Here is a 25,024-nt window from a genome sequence, read left to right as displayed (position 1 = left end):
GGCCGTCCCGCTCACCGTCGCCGCCAGGAGCGGAAGGCCCGCAGCTGATCCGGCGTGACCACGCTCTCCAGGCGCTCGTCGTCCTGGTCGGCGCCGCCGAGCGCGGCCAGCAGACGCCGGGCCGGCAGGTTGCGCGCGGTGCGCTCCGCCGTCAGCCGGACCTTCGCGCAGCCCAGCCGCTCGGCGCGGTCGGCGAGCCACTGCAGCATCCGTTCCTCGACGCCCCGGCCCAGCGCCCGGCAGCTCATCACCCAGGCGAGGACGTCGAGTCGGCCGTCTTCCACGCGCAGGGCGATCAGGCCGATCTGCCCGTAGTCGCCGAACCGGTCGCGGGCCGCGGCCGTCCACACCTCGCCGTGTTCCCGCCACCGCGCCAGATCCCCGCCGTCGGCCGCCCGGGGGTGGAGGACGAACTGGTTGGTGCGGCGGACGAGTTGTCCGGCCCGCTCGACGTCGTCATCGGAAAGGGCCTTGATGTCGACCTGAAGCTCCAGCCGGGCGAGGAACTCCTCGAATCCGGCCTGCTCGCGGGCCGCGTCCCGCTCCCGCTCCTGCGCGTAGAACCGTGCCCGCAGCCCGTCCTCGGCCGTCGCCGCCGCCGGGACCAGCGGCCACAACCGGTCCAGGAAGTCGCCGAGTTCGGCCGCCGGTGGGCAGGTCAGTGACAGCACCTGCGGCAGCGCCGACCGCATCGCCGCGATCTCGACAGGGTTGTCGTCGAGGTAGAGGAAGCTGTCGAGTCCCAGGCCGAGGGCGCGCGCCGCCCGGGAGAGCCGGTCGGGCTTCGGCCCCCAGGTGACCGAGAGCGCGCTGAAGTGCTCGGCCTTCAACAGGCTGTCCGGACGGTCCAGTACGGCTCGTACCGTGTCCTCGTCGTTGTTGCTGACCAGTGCCAGCAGTACGCCGGCCGCCCGCCATTCGAGCAGCCTGCGCGCGAGGAGGGCGCGCGGACCGGCCAGGTCCACCGCGTCCGGGCCGATCTCCCCGGCCACCCCGCCCCACAGGGTCTGGTCACCGTCCACCGCGATCACCTTCGGTGCGGGGCGCCGCACCGCGCGTACGACCTCGGCCACCCGCAGGGCCACCACCGCCTGGAAGGGCGGTGTGAAGGGGAGATGGGCCAGCCGTTCGGTTCGTTCGTCGAAGCGTTCCGCGACGGTGTGGTGGCGTGTCCAGTCGTCCGGGCGCAGTACCGCGATGCCGGGGGAACCGGCGAGTCCGGCGGCGAGGTCCTCCTCCCACCGCGTGAAGCGGTCCTCCTGACGCGCGGTGGGCAGGAAGCCCACGATCAGAGGCTTGCGGGTCCGCTCGGACAGGGCCTTCAGCGCGGCCGGGTACGCGGCGCGCAGTTCGTCGAGCACCGCGTCGGTGACCGGGCCGAACCGTTCCAGGTCCACCGCCCGCAGCAGCACCACACCCACCGCCGACGCGGGGTCGGCGAAGACGCCCGACGGGTCGCGCAGGGCGGCGAGCACCTGGTGGTACGGGGCCTCGGCGACCGTCGGGCCCTCGTCCCGCACCCGGTCGGGCGCCCCGTCGCGTACCCCGTCCGGTGTCTGGTCCCCCTCTGTTTCCGTCTCCTCCTCGGTCGCCGCGGCGCACAGCGACGGCAGATGACCGAGCGCGAAGGTGGCGGCGATGGCGAGCGGGCGGCGCGGGCGTGCGGCGGGTCCACCAGCGGCCGGGGCGCTCCTCGACGCCCCACCGTTCCCCGTCGTCGCCCAGATCGTCTCCGCCTCCGCACGGACCGCCGCCGTCGGATCGTCGGCCGCGTCCGCGAGCAGCCGCAGGAACTCTCGCGCCAGGTCGGCCGAGGTCTCCGCGTCCAGGATGTCGAGGTTGTGGTCGAGGCGGACACGGCCCGCGTCCGGGGTCATGGTGATCATGAGGTCGAGGTCGGAGTAGCCCGTACCGGCGGGGAGCACCTCCAGCCGTTCGAGGCGGCGGCCGGGGGAACGTACGTAGTTGAAGTACACCTCCACCAGGGGCGCGTTCGCCCGGTGCAGCCCCTGTCCGGCGAGGGTCGGCAACACGTCCGAGAACATGGCGCCCTTGGCGAGGATGCGGTCCAGGCGCGTGTCCGTGCGGCGCAGCACGTCCTCGATCCGCTCCCCCGCCCCGGCCTGTGCCGGGAAGGGGACGGGCACCCCGAAGAAGCCCACCGCGTCGTACGCGTCGGCGTGGATCCGGGTGTCGACGGGCACGGCGAGCACGAAGCGCTCCCGTTCCCGCGCCCTGGCCAGCAGCACGGTCAGGGTGCCGAGGCAGAAGGCGGCGGGTGTGACGGCGAGTCGGCTCGCGGCCGCCGTCACCCGTTCCACGAGACCGTCGGGTATCTCCACGGTGACGCTCCCGGCCCGGTACGAACGGGTCGCCGGGCGGGGCCGGGCGAGGGTCAGATCGAGGCGCGCGGCGCCGTGGAAGGCCTCGCGCCACTCGGCCGTGTCCGCACCGGGGGTGCCGCCGGTGCGCTGGGCCTCGATCAGCAGGTCGAGGTCGCGATTGCTGACGGTGTCGCCGAGTGGGGTGCCGGACAGTTCGGCGTCGATCTCCCCCGCGACGAGCAGCAGCGACCGCAGATCGCTCACCGCGTGGTGGGCGCCGAACACGAGGAGCTGGCCGCCCTCGCCCGCGTCCAGCAACTCGAAGCGCCACAGCGGCGCGGCCGCCGGGTCGAACGGTGGCTCCAGCAGTCGGCGCAGCCGGTCGGCGGCGTCGAGTCCGGCGTCGCAGCTCACGGCCGTCCAGCGCAGGAGCGGCGAGGTCAACTCCCTTTCCACACGTATCTGTCGGCCCTGTCCGCCGCCGGGTATCGCCGTGCGCAGGGCTGCGTGCCGTCCGGCGAGCCGGGTGAGGACGGCGGCGAGGGCCTCACGGGTGGTCGGCGCGGTGAGCCGTGCGGCCAGACCGATGGCGTGCGCCGCGTCCGGCATGTCCGGCCGGGCGCTGCGCAGCAGCCGTACCATGTCGCGGGTCGCGGGCCGCAGTTCGCTCTCGGGTACCTGCGGTGCGCTCCCGGGACGCCGTTCCTCCTCCCGGGCCCCGGTGCCGTGTGCGGGCAACACCTCGCCCAGCGCTTGTGCCAGGCCCCGGATGTCGGGCGCCGAGAACACGTCGGTGGTGGGGAGTTCGGCGCCGAGTTCGCGTGCGAAGGCGTTGCGCAGCCGGACGAGCATCAGGGAGTCGAGGCCCAGTTCCTTGAGGGGTGTGGTCGCGGACGCGTCGAACGCACCGCCGGAGACCTGGGCGACCTTGGCCCGTACGTACGCTTCCAGCCGTGCGGCGCGGTCCCGGTCCGTGGTCGCCGCGAACACCCGCGTGACGAGGCCGTCCGTGTCCGCCGGGGACGCCGTGGTGGCGATCAGGTCGCCCAGGACCGGGCGGGTGCGGGCCGCGTCCGGGTCGAGCGCCAGGGCCTCCCAGTCCAGGGCGAGAGGGGCGAGTTGGCGGCGGGAGGTGGCGAGCAGCCGCTCGAACAGGTCGCCGCCCTCCTGTGGGGAGAAGGCGATCAGACCCGACCGGCCGGTCTCGGCGGCCCGGGTGCCGGACCCGGCGACCATGCCCACCCCCGCCCAGGCGCCCCAGTCCAGGCTCAGGGCTCGGCGGTCGGTGCGGGACAGATGGTGCGCCCAGGCGTCGAGGAAGGCGTTCGCCGCCGCGTACGGGGCCTGCCCGGCCGAGCCGAGCAGACCGGCCGCCGAGGCGAAGAGCACGAACCGCTCGGCCTCCGGGACGAGTTCGGTGAGCAGGGCGGTGCCCAGGACCTTGGGTGCGAGGACGCTCAGGACACGGCCGTCGGTCAGGGTGGCCACCGTGGCGTCGTCGAGGACACCTGCCGCGTGGACGACCCCGGCGATCGGTCCGGCCGCCTGTCGTACGGTGGCCAGGGCGGCCGTCAGGGCGTCACGGTCGGCGACGTCCGCGCGGGCGGGACACACGGTGACACCCCGTGCTTCGAGTCCAGCGATCCAGCTCGCCGTGTCCGCGTCGGGTCCGCCGCGGCTCAGCAGGGCCAGCCTGCGGGCGCCCAGGCGTACCAGCCGCTCGGCGACCACCCGGCCGAGTCCGCCGAGACCGCCCGTGATCAGGTACACGCCGTCCGCGGCGACCCCGTCGTGGCCGCCGTCGTCGGGGCGGGTGCGGGTCAGCCTCGGTACCAGCCGGCCCGACTCCCTTAGTGCGACGAGCCGTTCGTCGTCCGCGTGCCGCAGTTGCGTCCACAGGGCGTCGTCGCCGTCCGTTGCCGGCAGGTCGATCAGCGTGGTCGACAGTTCCGGGTACTCCTGGGCCACCGTGAGGCCGAAGCCCCAGGCGAGCGCCTGCTGAGGGTGCGTCACCTGTGTGCTGCCACCGGCGGCCTGGGTCCCGCGTACGACCACGAACAGGCGCGGGGCGCGGCCCCGCGGGTGGTCGGCGAGTGCCCGCACCAGATGCAGGGTGCTGAGGCAGCACCGGCGCGCGGCCTCCTCGGCCGTGGCGGCGTTCTCGATCGGGGGCGCGTCGAGCGCGTACAACTGCACCACCCGTTCCGGCGGTCCGTCGGCGAAGGCCTCGTCGAGGAGCCGGGTCACCTGCCCCGGGTCGGCCGGATCGAGGACGTAGCGGCCGGGGCCCTCGGCGCCGAACGCCTCGCCGGTGCGCGCGATCACGTACGGTGCCGAGGCGGCGGCCAGTCGCTCCGCGAGCGCGGCGGCCACTCCGGTCCCGTCGGCGAGGAGCAGCCAGCTGCCCCGGCCGGCCGGCTCCTGTGCGTCGGAGCGCGGCTGCCAGCGGGTCTCGAGGAGCGCGGCGTCCGCCCGTGTGAGCGCGGTCAATGCGAACTCCTTCGCCTCCAGGACGAGTTGGCCGTCCTGGTCCCATAGCCCGAGGTCCAGCAGCGCGGTGTCGCCCTCCACGGAACGCAGTCGGCAGGTCACCCACGCGGGAGTGCCGCCGAGACCGGTGAAGCGCAGCCGTCCGACACCGGCGGGTACGAACGCCCGGCCCTCGGGGGCGTTCGCCGGCAGCGCCGCCGTGTGGAAGGCGGCGTCGAGCACGGCGGGGTGCACGAGATGACCGGCGGCAGGACGCCGGGCGAGCCGGCCCACCGCTTCGGAATCCGTGCGGTGGCCCTGTTCCAGGCCCCGGAAGGCGGGGCCGTAGTCGATGCCGAGGGCGGTCAGCCCCGCGTAGACGGCCGACAGGCCGACCTCCTCACCGCACCTCTCGCGCAGCGCCGCGAGCTCCTCGCCCGCGTCCGGCGCGGGTTCGGCGGCACCGGTCAGGACGCGTCCGGTGACATGCCGCTCCCACCGGGCCGGCCGCTCACCGGCGGGGGCCGAGGAGATGGTGAAGTCCCGTGAGCCGTCCTCGGCGGGACGCAGGACCAGTTGCACCCGTACGGGCCGCTCGGCGTCGAGCGCGAGGGGCCGTACGAACCTCACGTCGGCGAGCCGTACCTCACCGCCGTCACGGGCCTCACCGCCGTCACGGGCCTCACCGCCGTCACGGGCCTCGTCACCGTCACGGGCCTCGTCACCGTCACGTACCGCCGAGGCGGCCTCCATCGCGAGGTCGAGGAAGGCGGCGCCGGGCAGCCAGACCTCGCCGCCGACCCGGTGGTCGCCGAGGTAGGCGAAGCGGCTGTCGCGCAGGTCGATCTCGTTCTGGAAGAGGTGCCGGCCGGGTGTGTCGCTGGCCTCGACGTGCGTACCGAGGAGCGGTGAGCCTCCGGCCGTCGCGGCGGCCGGGGCGGGTGCGAGCCAGTGGCGTTCGCGGGCGAAGGCGTACGTGGGCAGATCGACACGGCGGCCGCGGGGGAACAGCACCGGCCAGTCGGGCGCGTACCCGGCCTCGTACAACTCCCCCAGCCCGCGCAGCAGTACGTCCTGTCCGTCCCGCTGCCGGCTCAGCGAGCCGACGGCCACCGCGTCGATCCCCGCCTCGGCCGCCACCGCCTCGACCGACGCGGTGAGCGACGGGTGCGGGCTCAGCTCGACGAAGTAGCGGTACCCGTCGTCGAGCATCCGGCGGATCGTGTCCGCGAAACGGACCGGGCGGCCCAGGTTGGCGTACCAGTGGTCGGCGTCCAGCCGGTCACCGGGCACGGGCGCGGCCAGCACCGTCGAATAGAGCGGGGTCGGGGTTCGGGTGCCCCTGATACCGGCGAGCCGATCGAGCAGATCCTCGCGGACCGGGTCCATCAGGGGGGTGTGGGAGGCGAACGGGGTCGACAGCCGTCGTACCGGTACGCCCTGCGCGTCGAGTCGCCGGCGCAGCCCGTCCAGCGCCTCGGCGTCGCCGGACACCGCTGTGGAGGACGCGCTGTTGACGGCCGCGACGAACAGCCGGCCCCGGTGGGGCGCGAGCAGTTCCTCGACCTCCGCGAGCGGGAGTTCCAGGGACAGCATGCCGCCCTGCCCGACCAGCGGCGCGACCGCGCCGGCCCGTGCGGTCACCACGGCCACGGCGTCGTCCAGGGTGAGGGCGCCCGCGGTGTACGCGGCAGCGATCTCGCCGAGGCTGTGTCCGACCACCGCGTCCGGGCGGACGCCCAGCGCTCGCCAGGCGGCGGCCAGGGACGCGTTCAGCGCGAACAGCACCGGCTGGAGGAACTCCGTCCGGTCGAGCGGGGTGAACTCCTCGGGGGCTCGCAGCACGTTGAGGACCGACCAGCCGACGCGGCGGTGCACCGCTTCGTCGATCCGGGACAGCTCGTCGTGGAAGGCCGCCGACTCGGTCGTCAACTCCGCGCCCATTCCCGGCCATTGGCCGCCGTGCCCGGCGAGGACGAACGCCACGCCGCCCGTCCGTCCCTCATGGGACCGGGCCGGCGGTGTCCTTCCGCACGCCAGCGCGTCGAGCCGGGCGCGCAGTTCGTCACGGTCACCCGCCATGATCGCCGCCCGCCGCTCGAAGTGGCCTCGGTGTCGCGCCAGGGTGTGGGCGACGTCGGGCAGGGCGACGTCCCGCGTGAGGTGACGGGACAGCCGCTCGGCCTGCCCGCGTACGGCGGACTCACTGCGCCCGGACAGCACGAACAGCCTTTTGCCGGTGCCGGTGCCCGTGCCCGTGCCCGTGCCCGTGCCGGTGTCGGTGTCGGCCGTCGGCCGCGCCTCGGCCCGCGGGGCCTCCTCCACGACCAGGTGCGCGTTGGTGCCGCTGATCCCGAAGGCGCTCACGCCGGCCCGCCGTACGCGCTCACCCGTCAGCGGCCAGGGAGCCGTCTCCCGCAACAGCCGCAACCCGCCGCCGTCCCAGTCGACGTGGCGACTGGGCGTGCCGGCGTGCAGGGTGCGGGGCAGCGAGTGGTGACGCAGGGACTGGACGACCTTGATCAGCCCGAGCACGCCCGAAGCGGCCTGCGCGTGACCGATGTTGGACTTGAGTGAGCCGAGATACAGGGGTCGGCCCTGCGGACGCGAGGCGCCGAAGACCTCCGCCAGGGCGTTCGCCTCGATCGGGTCGCCGAGCGTCGTCCCGGTCCCGTGCGCCTCGACGTAGTCGATGTCGGCCGGTGCCAGCCCGGACAGTTCCAGCGCCCGCCGGACCACCTGCTCCTGGGCCGGGCCGTTGGGCGCGGACAGTCCCTGACTGCGGCCGTCCTGGTTGACCGCGGTTCCGCGCAGTACGGCGAGCACCTCGTCGCCGTCGCGGCGCGCGTCGCCGAGCCGCTTCAGTACGACCATGCCCGCCCCCTCGGCCCAGACGGCTCCGTCGGCGTCGTCGGAGAAGGAGCGGCAACGGCCGGTCGGGGACAGCCCCCGCAGACGGCTGAACTCGACGAAGGTCCCCGGTGTCACCATCAGGGTCACGCCGCCGGCGAGCGCGAGGTCGCACTCGCCCGACCGGAGTGCCTGCGCCGCCAGGTGTAGCGCCACCAGCGACGAGGAGCAGGCCGTGTCCACGGTGAGCGCGGGTCCGTTCAGACCCAGCGTGTACGCGAGCCGTCCCGAGGCCACGCTCAGGGCCGACCCGGTGCCGACGTACCCGTCCAACTGGTCGAGCCGGGAGCCCGCGAGGTAGTCGCTGCCGAACATGCCCACGTACACGCCGGTGGGACTGCCCGCCAGGTCGGCGGGGACGATCCCGGCGCGCTCCAGCGCCTCCCACGCCGTCTCCAGCAGCACGCGCTGCTGCGGGTCCATGGCCGCCGCCTCCTTGGGCGTGATGCCGAAGAAGCCCGCGTCGAAGGAGTCCAGCCCGTCGAGGAATCCGCCCTCCCGGGCGTACGACTTGCCCAGGGCCTCCGGGTCGGGGTCGTACAGCGACCGCACGTCCCAGCGTGCCTCGGGGAACGGGCCGACCGCGTCGCGGCCTTCGGCCACCAGGTGCCACAGGCCCTCGGGGTCGTGCACGCCGCCGGGCAGCCGGCACGCCATGCCCACCAGCGCCAGTGGCTCGTCCGCGGCGGGCGTGGTGTCGCGGGCGTGCCGCGGGCCGGGCGCGCTCCGCGGGGCCCTGGGGCCGCCTGCGGCGAGCGTGGTGGCCAGCAGGTGCGCGGTGAGCCGGGCCGCGGTGGGGTGGTCGAAGAGCAGGGTGGCGGGCAGCCTGGCTCCGATCCGGGTGCCGATGCGGTTGCGCAGCTCCACCGCCGTCACCGAGTCCATGCCGAGGTCACGCAACGGCCGGTCGGGCCGCACGGATTCGGCCGAGCGCAGGCCGAGTGCTCGGGCGGTCTCCTCGCGGACCAGGCCCAGGACGCGGGCGGCGCGTTCGGCCTCCGGCAGCCGGGTCAGCCGGTCCGCCAGGCTTTCGCCCCCGTCCCGGTCGCCGCGCGGCGCGGGCAGCAACGAGCGCCACAGTGCCGTCGAGCGGTGGTCAGCGGCCGCCGTGTTCTCGCGCAGCCGGGGCAGGTCCAGGGACCAGGCGACCAGGTGCGGTGCGCCGTGGAGCAGGGCGAGTTCGACGAGTTCGCGGCCCTGGTCCGGGGTGAGGGGCCGGTGGCCTGCACGGGCCATCCGGTCCAGGTCGGCGTGTTCGGCGGCGAGGCCCTCGCCCGCCCAGGCACCGAAGGAGACCGAGAGACCGGGCAGGCCCAGGGCGGCTCTGTGGTGGGCGAGTTGGTCGAGAAAGGCGTTGGCCGCCGCGTAGTTGGCCTGGCCCGCGGTGCCGACGACACCGGCCGCCGAGGAGATCAGCAGGAACAGGTCGAGGGGCAGGTCGGCGGTGAGCCGGTGCAGATGGGCGGCGCCGTCGACCTTGGGGCGCAGCACCCGCGCGAGGCGTTCGGGCGTCAGATCGGCGATCACGCCGTCGGCCAGGACTCCGGCGCAGTGGACGACTCCGCGCAGCGGCAACTCCACTGTCACCTGGGCCAGTACGTCGGCCAGGGCTTCGGCGTCCGCGACGTCGCACGCGGCGATCTCGACCTCGGCGCCGAGCGCGGTCAGTTCGGCGGTGACCTCGTCGGCGCGCGGGTCGTCCGGCCCCCGACGGGACGTCAGGAGCAGTCGGGGGACGCCCCGTTCGGCGAGAAGCTGGGCGATGTGGCGGCCGACCGCGCCGAGCCCGCCTGTGATCAGCACCGTGCCGTCCGTGGGTACCGGGCCGGTACGCCCGGCCGGTGCCTGGGCACGCTCCGTCGCACCGGGCGTACTCGCGCTGTCGGCCGGTGCGGCGGAAGGTCGTGCCGGGTGTCGCGACGGGGTGGACGTTGCCTGCCGCGGCACCAGGTCGAGGACGACGGGCCCGCCGGACGTGGTCCGCCGCCGCAGTGCCTCGCGCGCGCCGCTGACGGGAAGGACCCGGGGGCGGGCCGGACGTGTCGCACCGGCGAGGGCGGTGTACAACGCCTCGGCCGGTTCTCCCGAGACGCCCGCGCCACCGGCCGCGAGGGCCAGGGCCGCCGCCGTGGTGAACGGGACGTCGTCCGGGAGCACCGCGAGCCGCCGTGCGTCCACGACCGCCTCGGAGCCGGGTGGCGTCTCGGCGAGGGCGCAGACCCGCAGACCGGGAGCCAGGTCCCCGGTATCGGCGCCGGCCTCGGTCAGCACACCGGCGCACGCGGTACGGGGCGCCGCGCCGCCGGGGCCGGGGACCGCGACGGCGTGCACCTGGATCCTGACCTGGCCGGCGGCCAGGGCGTGGGAGGCCACCGCGCGCAGGGCGGGATCCGCCGGGAGCCCGGTCAGTTCGTACTGGTCCCCGGCCGGAATCCGCAAGCCGTCCGTCACGCGGGCGCGCACCAGCCGCGGTACGAGCAAGGTGGCTGCCCGGAGGGCGAGTTCGGGCTCGTCGGCGCGGGCGACGGCAGCCGCGAGGACATCGCCGGAGGGGAGACCGGAGGGGCCGGAGCCGTCGAGGTCCAGCAGGGTCAGTCCGAGGTGCGGGTGTTCGGTCCGGGCGCTGCGGGCGATGCCCCACAGCACGGACTGGGCCAGCCCTGGCACGGAGTCTCCGGCACCGGTCGCGATCGCGCCGCGGGTCACCCATACGGTCCGGGCGGGCAGCCGGTCCTGCGCGAGCGCCGAGAGGTCACGCAGTCCGGCCAGCGCGTCGGCGGCGAATTCCCGTGCGGCGGCGGCCGGTTCCACATCGGGCGCCGGACGCGGCCAGATCCGTACGAGGATGTCGGCGTCCGTCTCCCGCACCTGGAGGCCCGCCGCCTCCAGGCCGCGGACGGCGGCCGCGACGTCCGGGTCCGATGGGTCGCCGTGGACGGCCCACACGGCGCCCGGCGCCACGGCGGGTTCTTCGGGCCCGGCCGTCCACGCCACTTCGTACAGGTGACGGCCGTTCTCCGAGGCGCCGTTCAGATCCGCCGGGTCGGCGGCCCGCAGCCGTACGTCCTCCAGCCGGCCCGCCGGAAAGCCGTCCGCGTCCCACAGCGTCACGTCGAGGGTGAGGTCCGTCCCGGAGCCGCCCGATCTGCGGACCAGCGCCGTGAGGTCACCGGTGCCGCCGGGCGGCAGGACGCATCGGCCCACCGCGACCGGCAGCAGCACCCGGCCGTCGGACGCGCCGCCCGTGTCCAGCGCGGCGGCCACGTGCAGCGCCGCGTCCAGCAGTGCCGGGTGGACCGGGTAGGCGTCGGCCGTCTCCCGGGCCACGGTGGGCAGGGAGAGCCGGGCCAGCAGTTCGCCGTCCACGGTGGTCGTGACCGCCGACCGGACGCCCTGGAAGGCCGGGCCGTAGCCGAGGCCCAGGCCGCTCAGCCGCTCGTACGTCCGCGTGCTCCACACGGATTCGGCGGACTCCGGCCACACCGGCGGCCGGGCGGGCGGCGCCGGGAGGGGCGGAGCCGCCGAAGCCGTCGCGTGCAGGGTCCAGTCGGGGTTCGGCCGGCCGCGCGGGCGACTGTGCACGGTGATCTCCGGGGCGGGGCCCGTGGTGACCACCTCGACGGACACCTCGACCGTGCCGGACTCCGGCAGGACGAGGGGTGCGAGCAGGAGCAGGTCGGTCACGTCGCCGGGAACGTCCGGGCGGGCCACGGCGAGGGCGGCCCGGCACAGCTCCATCAGGGTGGTGCCCGACACCACGGTTCGGCCGAACACGGTGTGGTCGGAGAGCCAGTCGGCGGTGGCCGGCGACCACTCGTCGCGGAAGGTCCAGCGGGTCTCGTCCGCGGACTGCAGCTGAATGCCGAGCAGCGGGTGCGCGGCGCGGTCGAGGAGTCCGGGGGCTCCGGCCGCGGACTCGGGCTCGATCCAGTAGGACTGCGTGTCCCAGGCGTACGTGGGAAGTTCGACGCGCTCCGTGTCGGGGGCCGGCCGGGGCCAGTCGATCGGCCGTCCGTGGACGTGGAGTTCGGCGGCGGCCCGGTCCAGACAGGCGGGTCCGTCCTCGTCGCGACGCAGCGATCCGACGGCGACCAGGTCTTCGTGGCCGCAGTCCTCGGCGACCGTGCGCAGGGCGGTGACGAGGGAGGGGTGGGGACTGAGTTCGACGAAGCAGCGGTAGCCGTCGGCCACCATGCGCTCCACGGTGGGCGCGAAGCGGACGGGTTCGCGCAGGTTCGTGTACCAGTAGTCCGCCTCGAGTTCCTCCGTGACCGGTTCGCCGGTGACCGTGGAGTACCAGGCGACGGGGGCCGGGCAGGTGACGACGCCGTCGAGTTCGCCGAGGATCGTCGTGCGCAGCGGCTCGACCCGGGCGCTGTGGGAGGCGTAGTCGACGTCGAGGCGGCGGACGAACACCTGCTGCCGGTCGAGGTCGGCGAGCAGGGATTCGAGCGGTTCCGCGTCACCGGCGATCACCGTCGAACGGCCGCTGTTCACGGCGGCGACGCAGACCCGTCCGCCCAGGCCGGCGAGGTGTGCCTCGACCTCGGTGTGCGGCAGGGCGACGACGGCCATGGTGCCGGTGCCGGACAGCGCGGTCAGGGCCCGGCCGCGCAGGGCGACCACCGCCGCCGCGTCGTTGAGACTGAGCGCGCCGGCCACACAGGCCGCGGCGACCTCGCCCTGGCTGTGCCCGATCACCGCGTCCGGTCGTACGCCACGGGCCCGCCAGAGCGCGGCCAGGGAGACCATCACGGCGAACAGGACCGGCTGGACGACGTCCACCCGCTCCAGGGACGGGGCACCCTCGTCGCCGCGCAGGACGGCCGCCGCCGACCAGACGGTGAACGGGCGCAGGGCCGCGTCGCACCGGTCGAGTTCGTCGGCGAACACCGGTGACGTGTCCAGCAGTTCACGGGCCATGCCGGACCACTGGGCGCCCTGGCCGGGGAAGACGAACGCCAGCTTTCCCGGCGGACCTGCCGGTAGGGGACCCACGAGGAGCTCGGTGTCGGGCTGTCCCGCGGCGAGTGCGCGCAGGGCCGCGAGCAGTTCGTCGCGGTCGCCCGCCCGGACGACGGCGCGGTGTTCGAAGTGCGTGCGGTGGTGGGCCAGGGTCGCGGCCACGGCGGGCAGCGCCACACCGGGTCGTTCGGCGAGCGCGTCGAGCAGGCGGGCGGCCTGTCCCCGGAGCGCCGGAAGGGTGCGGGCGGACAGGGGGAAGAGCGCTGCGTCGCGTCCCGTGCGGGGTTCCTCGGTGCCGGGCTTCTCCGTGCCGGGCTCTTCGGTGACGGGCTCCTCCACGCCCGGCTCCTCTGTACCAGGCTCCTCCGTTCCCGGCTCCTCCGTTCCCGGCTCCTCCGTACCCGGCTGCCGGGCGGGCCCGGCAGTCGCGGGCTCGGCAGTCGCGGGCTCGGGCGGTCGCGCCACGTCCCGCGGTGCCTCCTCCAGGACCACGTGCGCGTTGGTTCCGCTGATTCCGAACGCGCTCACTCCGGCCCGCCGTACCCGGTCGCCGCGCCGCGGCCAGGCTCCGGCGTCACTGTGTAAGCGCAGGCCACCGCCCGCCCAGTCGACGTGCTCGGTCGGGGTCTTCGCGTGCAAGGACGCGGGGAGCAGTTCATGACCGAGGGACAGGACGGTCTTGATGACTCCGCCGATGCCCGCCGCGGCCTGGGTGTGACCGATGTTGGACTTCAGGGAGCCGACGGCGAGGGGCCGGTCCGCCGGACGTCCCGGTCCGAACACCGAGGCGAGCGCTCGGCCTTCGATGGGGTCGCCGAGCCGCGTACCGGTGCCGTGCGCCTCGACGAAGTCCAGGTCTTCCGGTCGGAGTCCGGCGTCGGCGAGCGCGGCGCGCAACACCCGTTCCTGCGCGGGGCCGTTGGGAGCGCTCAGGCCCTGACTCCGGCCGTCCTGGTTGACCGCCGAGCCCTTGACCACCGCGAGGACCCGGTCGCCGTCACGGCGCGCGTCCGCGAGCCGCTTGAGCAGCACCAGACCACAGCCCTCGGCCCACACCACGCCGTCGGCCTCGGTGGAGAACGGGCTGCACCGGCCGGTCGGCGACAGTCCGCGCAGCCTGCTGAACTCGACGTGCCCGCGCGGTGTCACGAGAAGCGTGGCGCCACCCGCAAGCGCGAGGTCGCACTCACCGCTCGCCAGCGCCCGCGCCGCCAGGTGCAGGGCGACGAGGGAGGAGGAGCAGGCGGTGTCGACGGTCACGGCCGGACCCCGCAGACCGAGGGTGTACGCGATACGTCCGGACGCCACGCTGGGCGCCGAGCCGGTGCCCACGTGCCCGTCGAGCTGCTCCAGGCGGGCCGCGGCGAGGTATCCACTGTCGTACAGGCCGATGTAGACGCCCGTGGAGCTGCCGTTCAGTGTCCCGGGGACGATCCCGGCGCGCTCGATCGCCTCCCAGCCGGTCCGCAGCAGCAGCCGCTGCTGCGGGTCCATGGCCGCCGCCTCGCGCGCCGAGACCCCGAAGAAGGGCGCGTCGAAGCGGTCGATGCCGGTCAGGAAACCGCCGCGCAGGGTGTACGCCTTGCCGACGGCCTCCGGGTCGGGGTCCAGCAGCGCACGGGTGTCCCAACGGCCCTCGGGCACCTCGCCGACAGCGTCCTGGCCCTCGGCCAGCAGCCGCCACAGGGACTCGGGGTCGTCGGCGCCACCGGGGAAACGGCAGGCCATGGAGATGATCGCGATGTCGCCGTCCGCCCGTACGGGTGCACCGGCCGACGCCGGGACCTGGACCGGATCGGCGGTCAGTGCGGGTCCTTCGCCGAGGACCGTTTCGGCGATCGCCGCGATCGTGGGGTGGTTGAAGACGAGGGAGGGCTCCAAGGGCCGGCCGAGCCGCTCGGACAGATCCGCCGCAAGCGTCACCAACTGCCGTGAACCCAGGCCGAATTCCGCGACCGGACGATCTGGGGCGACGGCCGACGGGGGGAGCCCGGCCGCCTCGGCGACGGCCGACGTCAACCACGCCCGCACGTCCTCGGAGGTCGTCGCGGGCGTCTCGGGGGACTGGTTCGGGGACTCGTTCGCAGGCATCTGGGCAGGTGTCCTCGTGAACTCGGGCTCAGGTGGATGCCGTACGGCCGCCACGGCGGAGCGCACGGGGTACGGCTGACGCCGCCGACGTGCGGCGGACGGGGGACGGCAAACGGGGGACGGCGGACGGCCAGATGGCGAACTCGGCCTGTTCCGGCGGGTTTCGGGGCGTACGGGTGACGAACGGCGTCACCTACGGGCAGCGAATGCCCGCACCCGATACGCGCCTCGATGCGGGGACCGCGCACGGTGGAGCGGCCCGGCGCACGTCACATGACGACCAGGGAACCCCCGACGGCACGTGCGGACGCGCGGTCGGCGGCCGCCGTCATCCCGAAGCGGGCGCGCCCACTGGGGAGAGGGTGCCTTCGAGGTACGCCGTCCGGGTGGCGCGGCGCTGGATCTTCCCGCTGGACGTCTTCGGAATGCTGCCGGGGTGGACCAACACCACATCACGCACCGGCAGGCCGTGGGCCTCCCCGATCGCGCCGCGGATCAGGCCGACGATCTTCTCCGACTCGCCGAGCGCCTCCGGGGCCGTCTCGGCGACGACGACGGGCTGCTCGCCCTCCTCCTCCCCGGCGTCCACGGAGAAAGCGGCGGTACAGCCGGGCCGCAGCGACCAGTGGGACATCTCCGCGGACAGTTCCAGGTCCTGGGGGTAGTGGTTGCGGCCGCCGATGACGAGCAGGTCCTTCAGACGGCCGGTGACGAAGAGTTCTCCGTCCCGCAGGAATCCGAGGTCGCCGGTGCGCAGGAAGTGACCTTCACGGTCCTTCAGCGTGGCCCGGAACGTCTGCCGGGTCGCGAGGGCGTTGCGCCAGTAGCCCTTGGCGACGCCCGCGCCGGCGACCCAGATCTCACCGACCTCGCCCTCGGGCAGTTCCTCCTGCCGCTCGGGGTCGGCGATGATCACGGTGGTGCCGGGGCCCGTCCGGCCGGAGCCGACCGCCGCCGCGTCCGCCGCGCCGTCGTGCGACCCGGTCCCCGGAGGCTCGGCCAGGGTGGGCGGGGCCTGTACGGAGCCGCCGGTGACGATCAGGGTGGCCTCCGCCAGCCCGTAGCACGGGTAGAGGGCCTCCCGGCGGAGTCCCGCGGCGGCGAAGGTCTCGGTGAACCGGCGCAGTGTGGCGGCCCGCACCGGTTCCGCGCCGTTGAAGGCGACCCGCCAACGGCTCAGGTCGAGGCCGTCGAGGAGTTCGGGCGTCGCGTGCTTCAGGCACAGCTCGTAGGCGAAGTTGGGGCCGCCGCTGGTGTGCGCGCGGTAGTGGCTGACCGCCTTCGGCCAGCGCTCGGGCCGGTGCAGGAAGTGCAGCGGCGAGAAGAACGTGGCGGTCACGCCGAGGTACACCGCGTTCAGGACCGGGCCGATGAGTCCCATGTCGTGGTAGACGGGAAGCCAGCTGACGAAGAGTTCGTGGCCGTATTCCTCGATCACCTCGGGGGTGTGACCCATCCGCTCCGTGATGACCCGCTCGTTGTCCAGAAGGTTCGCGTGGGTCACCATCACACCGCGCGGGGCGGAGGTGGATCCGGAGGTGTACTGGAGGAAGGCGACGGAGTCGGCGGTGAGTTCGGGTTCGCGCCAGGAGCCGGCCGCTTCGTCGGGGATGTCCTCGGTCGCGACGCAGGTGATCCCGGCCAGTTCCGGCAGGTGCTCCGCCATGCCGGCCAGGGCGGCCATCACGTCACGGCCGCCGAGGATCACCTTGGCGTCCGCGTCGGCGATCAGGCGCTTCGTCCGGAGGAGGGCACGGTGGTTCTGCGACCGTCCCTGTGGAGGTACGCCCGGCACGGCGACGACTCCGGCCGAAAGGCAGCCCAGATAACCGGACATGAACTCGAGTCCGGGTGGATAGAGCAGCATCGCGCGGGAACCGGCCAGGCCGCGTTCCTGCAACCAGGCGGCGACGGCCCGGGACCGCTCGGCCAGGCGTCCGTAGGAGATGTCCTGGACCTCTCCGTCGCAGTCGCCCGTGACGAGATACCGGTAGGCGGTCCGGTCAGGCTGTCGGGAGGCGTGCGCGGTCAGTAAATCGACCAGGGAACGAGCCATATGAGGTGTCTCACCTGTTCGGATGAGTAAGCGAGAAAACTGGAGTTCGAAGGCCGCGTCACAGATACGCGCAGATGCCGTGTCCGCCTGGCCCCCTTGCCAGAACGTCCGTCTCGACCAACCCGCCCGAGGAGTGACGGAACTGCCTTCCGCCCGCTCCCCGCGACCCCCGTGCGACTTGCTACCAACGAGTAGGACGATAGCAAGAGTTATCGCTCGGACCGGTGTAACCCCGAGTACAAATCGTGGAATTGCACGGTCCACCCACCGAACACCGTTCCCGGACAGCTGAATTGGCTGGTGTGCGCCGGGAAGGAAGTGAATATGTGTGTCGCGTCACCTACTTCGAACAATGTCCCGCTCATCGACAACGCGGGAATGCGGCCGGTGCCGCTCCGCCACTCGCACACCACCCGGCCGTCGCCACACCCACGGTCGCGACCCTGGTTCCGGACAAGAGTGAGGCGGACCGCGCGATGCGCGGCCCGCCGAATACCCTCGCCCTCGAGGAATTACTGGCTGACGTTGATGGCCTGACCGGCACCCGAGTCCGCCACCGACCACGAGGAGTGGTCGTTGAGCGCGGCCGACTCGTTGTGCGCGGAGATGTTGGCGACGTGCTTGGTGACGTTCACCGTCTTGCCGATGCTGAACTTCAGCCGACCCAGGGCCTCACGGCCCGGCAGCAGCTCCGCCGACTCGGCGTCCAGTTCACGAGGATCCATCATGATCAATTCCCCCTAAGGAATCGGTGCCTTGTGCTCGTCGGGCGCGGTCAGGTTCCCCCCGGGCCGTGCCCAACTCCGTCGGACGAACTGTCCAACGAGATTGGACACTAGGCGACGGGACGCCCGCGCCGCAAGGGATTCAAGGGGGACGACAGGGATTGGACGGGAGTTCGAATAGACCACCCCCATCCCTGACCGTCACCTCGATCCTCCCGCCACCCCGCTCCCCCTCCTCCCGTGATTGCCGCGCGAACGGTCTTGCCGCAGCTCAGCCACCCCCTTACCGTGAGTTTGTGCCGAAAATAAACAAAACCCGAACGCGCAACGTGGCGCCGGGCAACGGCAAGGACCTCACCCGCCTCCGTATCGCCCTGACCGCCTTCTTCGCCCTCGACGGGTTCGTCTTCGCCGGGTGGGTCGTCCGTATCCCCGCCATCAAGGAGCAGACCGGCGCCTCGGCGAGCACGCTCGGGCTCGCGCTGCTCGGGGTATCGGCCGGCGCGGTGATCACGATGACGCTCACCGGAAGGCTGTGCCGCCGGTTCGGCAACCACCCGGTGACCGTCGTCTGTGCCGTCATCCTCTCGCTGAGCGTGGCACTGCCGCCGCTCACGCACTCCGTGGCCGCCTTGGGCGTCGTGCTCCTGGTGTTCGGCTCGGCCTACGGCGGGATCAACGTCGCGTTCAACAGCGCCGCCGTCGACCTGGTGGCCGCGCTGCGCCGGCCGATCATGCCCAGCTTCCACGCGGCGTTCAGTCTGGGCGGCATGATCGGCGCGGGCCTCGGCGGAGTCGTCGCGGGATCGCTGTCCCCCACTCGCCATCTGCTGGGACTGACCTTCGTCGGCCTGTTGGTGACCGCGGTCGCGGGGCGCGTCCTGTTGCGTGAGGCGGCTCCGGCGGCACCGGACCGTCCGGACCACGACGACGCCCATGCGGCACCGGACCGCACGCCCCACGACGACGCCCCCGCCCACGCGGCACCGGACCGCACGCCTCACGACCACGCCCACGTCCACGCGGCACCGGACCGCACGCCTCACGACCACGCCCACGCGGCACCGGGGAGCCTGCGTCCCGCCAACGCGCGGGTACGCCGTCGCACGGACCCCCGCGTCCGGGTGCTGGTGCTCGTCTTCGGCGTGATCGCCCTGTGCACGGCGTACGGCGAGGGAGCCCTGGCCGACTGGGGAGCGCTCCACCTCGAACAGGATCTCGACGCCCATCCCGGTGTCGCGGCCGCCGGCTACTCCTGCTTCGCGCTCACCATGACGATCGGCCGGCTCAGCGGGACGGCGCTGCTGGAGCGACTCGGACGGACCCGGATCCTGGTGGTGGGCGGTGCGACGGCCGCGGCCGGCATGCTGCTCGGGTCGCTCGCCCCCTCCGCGTGGGCCGCGCTCCTCGGATTCGCCGTCACGGGGCTCGGCCTCGCCAACATCTTCCCCGTCGCCATCGAACGCGCGGGCGCCCTGGCCGGACCCGGTGGAGTCGCCGCCGCGTCCACACTCGGCTACGGCGGCATGCTCCTCGGGCCGCCCGCCATCGGGTTCATGGCCGACTGGTTCTCCCTGCCCACGGCGCTCACCAGCGTGGCCGCGCTGGCGGCCGTGGCCGCCGCCATCGGCTTCACGACCCGCCGGGTCGCGGTGGGCTGACGCCGGCCGGTGCGTCCCTGAGGACACCGGCCGCCTCTCGGGCTCCCACCGCCCGAGACCCGGGTGCCGAGGCGCGGGAGGGCGCGGGAGGGCGCCCGTCGTGCGACGGGCCGGCGTCCCACGAGCGCCACGGGGGAGGCGGCGCACCGGCCCTTCGGACGCCAATACGTGCGACGGCGGTGTCGAGGTCGGCAGCCTCGTCGGCGGACCGGGAGACGCCGGTCGGCCAGGTGTTCCCCTCCGGCCGCTCACGGCGCCTGCTGCCGGGCCCCGGCACGATCCACGGGGTGCCGGACGAGCGGCTGGGCGAGCAGCCCGGCGAGCGGCGCCCGTCCTCGGTCGGCGACCTCTCCGCCGGTTTCGAGGCCGCGGCCCTGCCCGCGGACCCCGGCCCAGCCCAGCCCAGCCCAGCCCAGCCCAGCCCTCACCAGCTACGATGCCGCCCCCGCACCCCGTCCGCCGACGGCCTCGGCCTCCTCACCGCCGCCTGGACCGTGGTCGAACGGACGCCGCGAACCGACGGTCGGACACCCTCGTGAACCTCTCCTCGCCGTGCGGTTCGTCCGGCAGACTCACCGCATGGACGTTCAGGAATTCGTGAAGACCCTCGACGCGGAAGGCCGCTCGCTGGCGGCGGCTGCCGAGCGGGCGGGACCCGATGCCGAGGTGGCGACCTGTCCGGGCTGGCAGGTGCGGGATCTCGTACGGCACACGGGCATGGTGCACCGCTGGGCGAGGGCGTTCGTCACCGAGGGGCACACCGCGTATCTGCGGGACGGCGGGCTGCCCGACCTCGACGGCGCCGAACTCCTGGCCTGGTTCCGCGACGGCCACCGCCGGCTCGTCGACAGCCTCGCCTCCGCGCCGTCGGACGTGGAGTGCTGGAGCTTTCTGCCCGCTCCCTCGCCGCTCGCCTTCTGGGCCCGGCGACAGGCGCACGAGACGACCGTGCACCGCGTCGACGCACAGTCCGCGCTCGACGGGACGCCGGGTGCGATCGCCCCGGACTTCGCGGTGGACGGGATCGACGAGTTGCTGCGCGGCTTCCACGGCCGGACGCGGAGCAAGGTACGCGCACAGGCGCCCTGCGTGCTGCGGGTGCGGGCCTCGGACGCCGACGCGGCGTGGACCCTGCGGCTGTCACCCGAACCGCCCGTGAGCGAGCGGGGCCCGGCTCGGGGTGCGCGGCAGGACGAGGACTCTGACGTCGACTGCGAGGTGTCCGGTCCCGCCGCGCGGCTCTACCTGGCGCTGTGGAACCGGCTGCCGTTCCCGACGGTCACCGGCGACAGCTCACTCGTGGCGCTGTGGCGGGAGACGTCCGCGGTCACCTGGAGCTGATCCGGGCGGTTCGGTCGTCACCGGCGGTCGGGTCGCCCGCCAACATCCGCCCGAGCACCGCGCGTTGCAGCGGCTGCACCTCACGGTGCAGGTCGAACCCCTTGGGCGTGAGGGACACCCGCACCCCCCGCCGGTCCTCCTGGCACATGCCCCGTGTCACGAGGCCGTCCTTCTCCAGTCGGGCCACCAGCCGGGACAGCGCGCTCTGGCTCAGATGCACGCGGTCGGAGATCTCCTGGACGCGGTAGGAGCAGGCGGCGCCGTCGGCCTCTGCGTCACCGGCCAGCACGTCGAGCACTTCGAAGTCGCTTGCGCCCAGGCCGTGTCGGTGCAGCACACGGTCGACCTCGCACAGGGTGCGCGCATGCACCGCGAGGATGTCGCGCCACTGGTCCACGAGCGCCTGCTCGGCCTTCTCCGCCGCCATGAGCGCACGGTAGCAAAGAATCCCCTTTGTTGCATCGGCATTAAATGCATTTGCATTGAATGCATGTGCATGTACTCTCTCCGTCATGACCTCCCCGCTCACCGCCCCCGTGTCCCTGGGACGCTGGACCCCCCGACTGTGGGGCACCCTGCTGGTGCTCTGCGCCGCGATGTTCCTGGACGCGCTTGACGTGTCGATGGTCGGCGTCGCCCTGCCCTCCATCGGCTCCGAACTCCACCTCTCCACCTCGACGCTGCAATGGATCGTCAGCGGCTACATCCTGGGATACGGCGGACTGCTCCTGCTCGGCGGACGCACCGCCGACCTGCTGGGCCGCCGACAGGTCTTCCTCGTGGCCCTGGGAGTCTTCGCACTCGCCTCACTGCTCGGCGGACTCGTCGACTCGGGCCCGCTGCTGATCGCCAGCCGCTTCATCAAGGGCCTGAGCGCGGCGTTCACCGCGCCGGCTGGCCTGTCGATCATCACCACGACCTTCCCCGAGGGCCCGCTGCGCAACCGAGCCCTGTCGATCTACACCACCTGCGCCGCCACCGGCTTCTCGATGGGCCTCGTCCTGTCCGGCCTGCTCACCGAGGCCAGCTGGCGGCTGACCATGCTGCTGCCCGCGCCCATCGCGCTTCTCGCACTCCTCGTCGGCATGAAGCTCCTGCCGCGCAGCGAACGGGAGAAGGACCACAACGGCTACGACATCCCGGGCGCGGTTCTCGGCACGGCATCGATGCTGCTGCTTGTGTTCACCGTCGTCCAGGCACCGCAGGCCGGCTGGGCCTCGGCCCGCACGCTGCTGTCCTTCCTCGCGGTCGCCGTCCTGCTCACGGTCTTCGTCCGCGTCGAGCGGCGCTCACCCGGACCTCTGATCCGGCTCGGGGTGCTGCGCTCCGGCGGTCAGATCAGGGCCCAGCTCGGCGCGATGGCGTTCTTCGGCTCGTACGTCGGGTTCCAGTTCCTGGTCACGCTCTACATGCAGTCGCTGCTCGGGTGGTCGGCGCTGCACACCGCGCTCGCCTTCCTTCCCGCGGGCGCGCTGGTCGCGCTCTCGTCGACCAAGGTCGGCGCCGTGGTGGACCGTTTCGGTACCCCTCGGCTGATCGCCGCGGGCTTCGCGCTGATGGTGGTCGGCTACGCGCTGTTCCTGCGCGTCAGCCTCGACCCGGTGTACGCGTCGGTGATCCTGCCCACGATGCTGCTGATCGGCGCGGCCTGTGCGCTGGTCTTCCCGTCGCTCAACATCCAGGCCACCAACGGCGTCGACGATCACGAGCAGGGCATGGTCTCGGGCCTGCTCAACACCTCGGTCCAGGTGGGCGGCGCCATCTTCCTGGCGATCGTGACGGCGGTCGTCACCGCGAACTCCTCCGAGGGCTCCTCCCCGCAGGCCGTCCTCGACAGCTACCGGGCCGGCCTGCTCGTGGTCACGGGCATCGCCCTGGCGGGTCTGCTGATCACCCTGCCGGGTCTGCGGACGCGGCGTCCGCGGGGGTCCGTCGTGGTCGCCACGTCCGCCCCTCAGCCGTCGCAGGAGACGTCACAGGAGGCGTCGCAGGAGCGGGTGCCGGTCCGCGACTGATCCGATGCGCGGGCCCCACCCAGGCCACCCGGCTCACCGGGCCACCGTCGCCCGGTTCCAACCGGGCCACCGTCGCCCCGTCTCCACCGGGCCACCATCGCCCCGGCTCCACCGACCGACGAGCCTCCGGTTCGAACCGATTCGTCCCGTTCCGCACTCAACTCGACGCGCCCGGCCGGGCATTCCTTGCCCGCCGGGCGCGCCGCACGGACACTTGTCGGATGAGACCAACACGTACACAGGACCAACGGGACGCGATCACCGTGGAAATCGGGTACGCGTTGCTCAGCGCGGCGTTCGTGGCGGCGCTCGCGTTGGGAGCGGTGTCCGGCCCCGCGCTGCTGTTCCATCTCCCCCTAGCCGTCGAGAAGTTCCTGATCACCTCGGGGATAATGCTGGCCGTGGCGCTCTTCGCCGTACGTGTGGTCACCGTACTGATCCGCTTCGGGCGCGCGGCCGGCGCTCAGCCCAGCCACCCCGGCCGTACCAGCCCCGACTCGTAGGCCATCACGACCAGTTGGGCCCGGTCGCGGGCTCCGAGCTTCACCATGGTCCGACTGACGTGGGTCTTGGCGGTGAGCGGGCTGACGACAAGTCGCCTCGCGATCTCGTCGTTGGACAGACCGATACCGACCAGCGCCATCACCTCCCGTTCCCGCTCCGTGAGCTGGACGAGGAGGCCGGCCGCCGCGGGTTCCTTCGACCGGGCCGCGAACTCGGAGATGAGCCGCCGTGTCACCCCCGGCGACAGCAGCGCGTCGCCCTCGACCACCGCCCTTACCGCGCGCAGGAGTTCGTCCGGCTCGGTGTCCTTGACGAGGAAACCGGAGGCGCCGGAGCGGATCGCCTCGAAGACGTACTCGTCCAGCTCGAAGGTGGTGAGCATCACCACCTTGACGTCCTTGAGCTCCTGGTCGCCGGTGATGCGGCGGGTCGCGGACAGCCCGTCCAGCACCGGCATGCGGATGTCCATCAGAACGACGTCGGGCCGCAGTGCGCGCACCTTGCGCAGCGCCTCGTCGCCGTCGGCCGCCTCACCGGCCACCTCCAGGTCCGCCTGTGCGTCGAGCAGCGCCTTGAAGCCTGCCCTGACCAGTGACTGGTCGTCGGCGAGCAGTACGCGGATCACCGGTCCTCCTTGACCTGCAGGGGCAGTACGGCCACTACGCGGAAGCCGCCGTCGTCACGCGCGCCCGCCTCGATCGTGCCACCGAGCGCGGCGGCCCGCTCCCGCATGCCGGCCAGCCCGTGCCCGCTGCCGCCCGCGTCGGCGTCGGTCCCGGGTCCGTCGTCGTCGACGCGCAGCCGCAGCGCGTCCCCGGACGGCTCGATCCGCACGCGCGCGTGCCGCGATCCCGAGTGCCGTACCACATTGGTGAGGGCCTCCTGAACGATCCGGAACGCGGCGAGGTCGATGCCCGGTGGAAGCTTCGGGGGGGTGCCACGGACCTCGACGGCCAGGCCGGCGGCCGCCGCCTGCTCGACGAGCTCGGGGAGCCGGTCGAGTCCGGGAGCCGGAGCCCGCGGCGCGTCTCCGGGGGCACGCAGGGTGGCGAGTACCTGCCGGACCTCGCCGAGCGCCTCCTTGCTCGCCTCCTTGATGGTGGTGAGCGCCGAGCGCGCCTGCTCCGGGTCGGAGTCGAGCAGCGCGAGGCCGACACCCGCCTGGACATTGATCACCGAGATGCAGTGCGCCAGGACGTCGTGCAGTTCGCGGGCGATCCGCAGCCGCTCCTCGTCGGCGCGACGCGCCGCGGCCTGCGCGCGCTCGGCGCGGTCGCGGGCCCACTGCTCCCGGCGGACGCGCACCAGTTCCGAGACCGCCACGATCGCCACGCCCCAGGTGGCGACGCCGATCTCCCGGGTCCAGGAGACCTCCCGGTCGCCCGTCGGCGGCAGCCAGTGGTAGAGCCAGTGCGCCATGAGCAGATGGCCGAGCCAGAGCATGCCGATGGCCGCCCACGCCGCTCGGCGGTGTCCCGTGACGACCGCGCCGAAGCAGCCGACGGCCACCGTGACGAAGACGGGCCCGTACGGGTATCCGGCTCCCAGGTAGACCAGGGTCACCGCGGCCGTACCGAAGGCGACGAGCACCGGACTCCGTTGCCGCCACAGCAGCAGACCGCACCCCACGAGCAGCAGCGCCCGCGCGAAGGGGTCCAGCGCCGCGCGGTCTCCCCCTTGGGCGTGCGCGGCGAACTGCGAGCCGGCGAGCACGAGGACGGTCAGGAGCAGAGTGGAGCGCCAGGGCAGACGGCCCGCGCGCGCCTCGGAATCCCCCGGATCCCCACCGGTCCGACCCTGCGGCCCGGTCCACTCCGGGGGCCCGTGCCGCCACCACGGCGGTCCACCGCCCCACCCCGGGGACCTGGGGGTTCGCTGCTCTTCCATGACGGCCACGCTAGACGGCACCGGCCGCCGACGGCGTCAGCCGGGCGAGGTGATCACACGTACTCCCCACGGAGTA

Annotated in this window: 11 protein-coding genes; 5 read left to right on the top strand and 6 right to left on the bottom strand. The window is 73.5% G+C overall.

Going from position 1 to position 25,024, the window contains the following annotated elements:
• Positions 1-11 precede the first annotated feature (11 nt).
• The 3 genes from ACFVTC_RS02120 to ACFVTC_RS02110 all read right to left on the bottom strand — a co-directional run bounded on the left by ACFVTC_RS02120 (position 12) and on the right by ACFVTC_RS02110 (position 17,543).
• Positions 12-14,759, bottom strand: a complete 14,748-nt coding sequence (locus ACFVTC_RS02120; protein WP_390122979.1) for an SDR family NAD(P)-dependent oxidoreductase — start codon at positions 14,757-14,759, stop codon at positions 12-14.
• Between the two features lie 328 nt (positions 14,760-15,087).
• Complete coding sequence (locus ACFVTC_RS02115) at positions 15,088-16,815, bottom strand: fatty acyl-AMP ligase (RefSeq protein ID WP_390122977.1); 1,728 nt, start codon at positions 16,813-16,815, stop codon at positions 15,088-15,090.
• Positions 16,816-17,327: 512 nt separating this feature from the next.
• Positions 17,328-17,543 carry a hypothetical protein gene (locus tag ACFVTC_RS02110; protein WP_194280770.1) on the bottom strand — a complete coding sequence of 72 codons (216 nt, stop codon included), beginning with the start codon at positions 17,541-17,543 and terminating at the stop codon, positions 17,328-17,330.
• A gap of 293 nt (positions 17,544-17,836) precedes the next feature.
• On the opposite strand from ACFVTC_RS02110, the gene ACFVTC_RS02105 reads away from it, so the two are divergent.
• The 3 genes from ACFVTC_RS02105 (at position 17,837) to ACFVTC_RS02095 (ending at position 20,542) form a co-directional block, all read left to right on the top strand.
• Entirely contained in the window at positions 17,837-19,201 is a 1,365-nt protein-coding gene (locus ACFVTC_RS02105; RefSeq protein ID WP_390122975.1) for an MFS transporter, read from the top strand.
• A gap of 179 nt (positions 19,202-19,380) precedes the next feature.
• Positions 19,381-19,740, top strand: coding sequence for a hypothetical protein (locus ACFVTC_RS02100; protein WP_390122973.1), 360 nt, complete (start codon positions 19,381-19,383; stop codon positions 19,738-19,740).
• A 40-nt stretch (positions 19,741-19,780) separates the two neighbouring features.
• On the top strand, positions 19,781-20,542 hold the full coding sequence (locus ACFVTC_RS02095; protein WP_390122971.1) for a maleylpyruvate isomerase family mycothiol-dependent enzyme: 762 nt from the start codon (positions 19,781-19,783) through the stop codon (positions 20,540-20,542).
• Here the strand turns inward: ACFVTC_RS02095 and ACFVTC_RS02090 are convergent.
• Positions 20,529-20,969, bottom strand: coding sequence for a MarR family winged helix-turn-helix transcriptional regulator (locus ACFVTC_RS02090; RefSeq protein WP_390122969.1), 441 nt, complete (start codon positions 20,967-20,969; stop codon positions 20,529-20,531). The genes ACFVTC_RS02095 and ACFVTC_RS02090 overlap by 14 nt on opposite strands.
• A gap of 85 nt (positions 20,970-21,054) precedes the next feature.
• Here ACFVTC_RS02090 and ACFVTC_RS02085 point away from each other — a divergent pair, with 85 nt between their 5' ends.
• On the top strand, positions 21,055-22,557 hold the full coding sequence (locus tag ACFVTC_RS02085; RefSeq protein WP_390122967.1) for an MFS transporter: 1,503 nt from the start codon (positions 21,055-21,057) through the stop codon (positions 22,555-22,557).
• Positions 22,558-22,778: 221 nt separating this feature from the next.
• Positions 22,779-23,060 carry a DUF6332 family protein gene (locus ACFVTC_RS02080; protein ID WP_390122964.1) on the top strand — a complete coding sequence of 94 codons (282 nt, stop codon included), beginning with the start codon at positions 22,779-22,781 and terminating at the stop codon, positions 23,058-23,060.
• On the opposite strand, the gene ACFVTC_RS02075 is transcribed toward ACFVTC_RS02080, so the two are convergent.
• Positions 23,021-23,686, bottom strand: coding sequence for a response regulator (locus ACFVTC_RS02075; RefSeq protein WP_390122962.1), 666 nt, complete (start codon positions 23,684-23,686; stop codon positions 23,021-23,023). The two genes, ACFVTC_RS02080 and ACFVTC_RS02075, sit on opposite strands and share 40 nt — an antisense overlap.
• Positions 23,683-24,948, bottom strand: a complete 1,266-nt coding sequence (locus ACFVTC_RS02070) for a sensor histidine kinase (protein ID WP_390122960.1) — start codon at positions 24,946-24,948, stop codon at positions 23,683-23,685. Before ACFVTC_RS02070 ends, ACFVTC_RS02075 begins: the two co-directional genes overlap by 4 nt.
• Between the last annotated feature and the right edge of the window lie 76 nt (positions 24,949-25,024).

It is taken from the genome of Streptomyces sp. NPDC057950 (assembly GCF_042887295.1).
Taxonomy (GTDB): Bacteria; Actinomycetota; Actinomycetes; order Streptomycetales; family Streptomycetaceae; genus Streptomyces; species Streptomyces kaempferi.
Note: the sequence above shows the minus strand (reverse complement) of the source record. Positions and strands in the feature narration are given on the sequence as shown.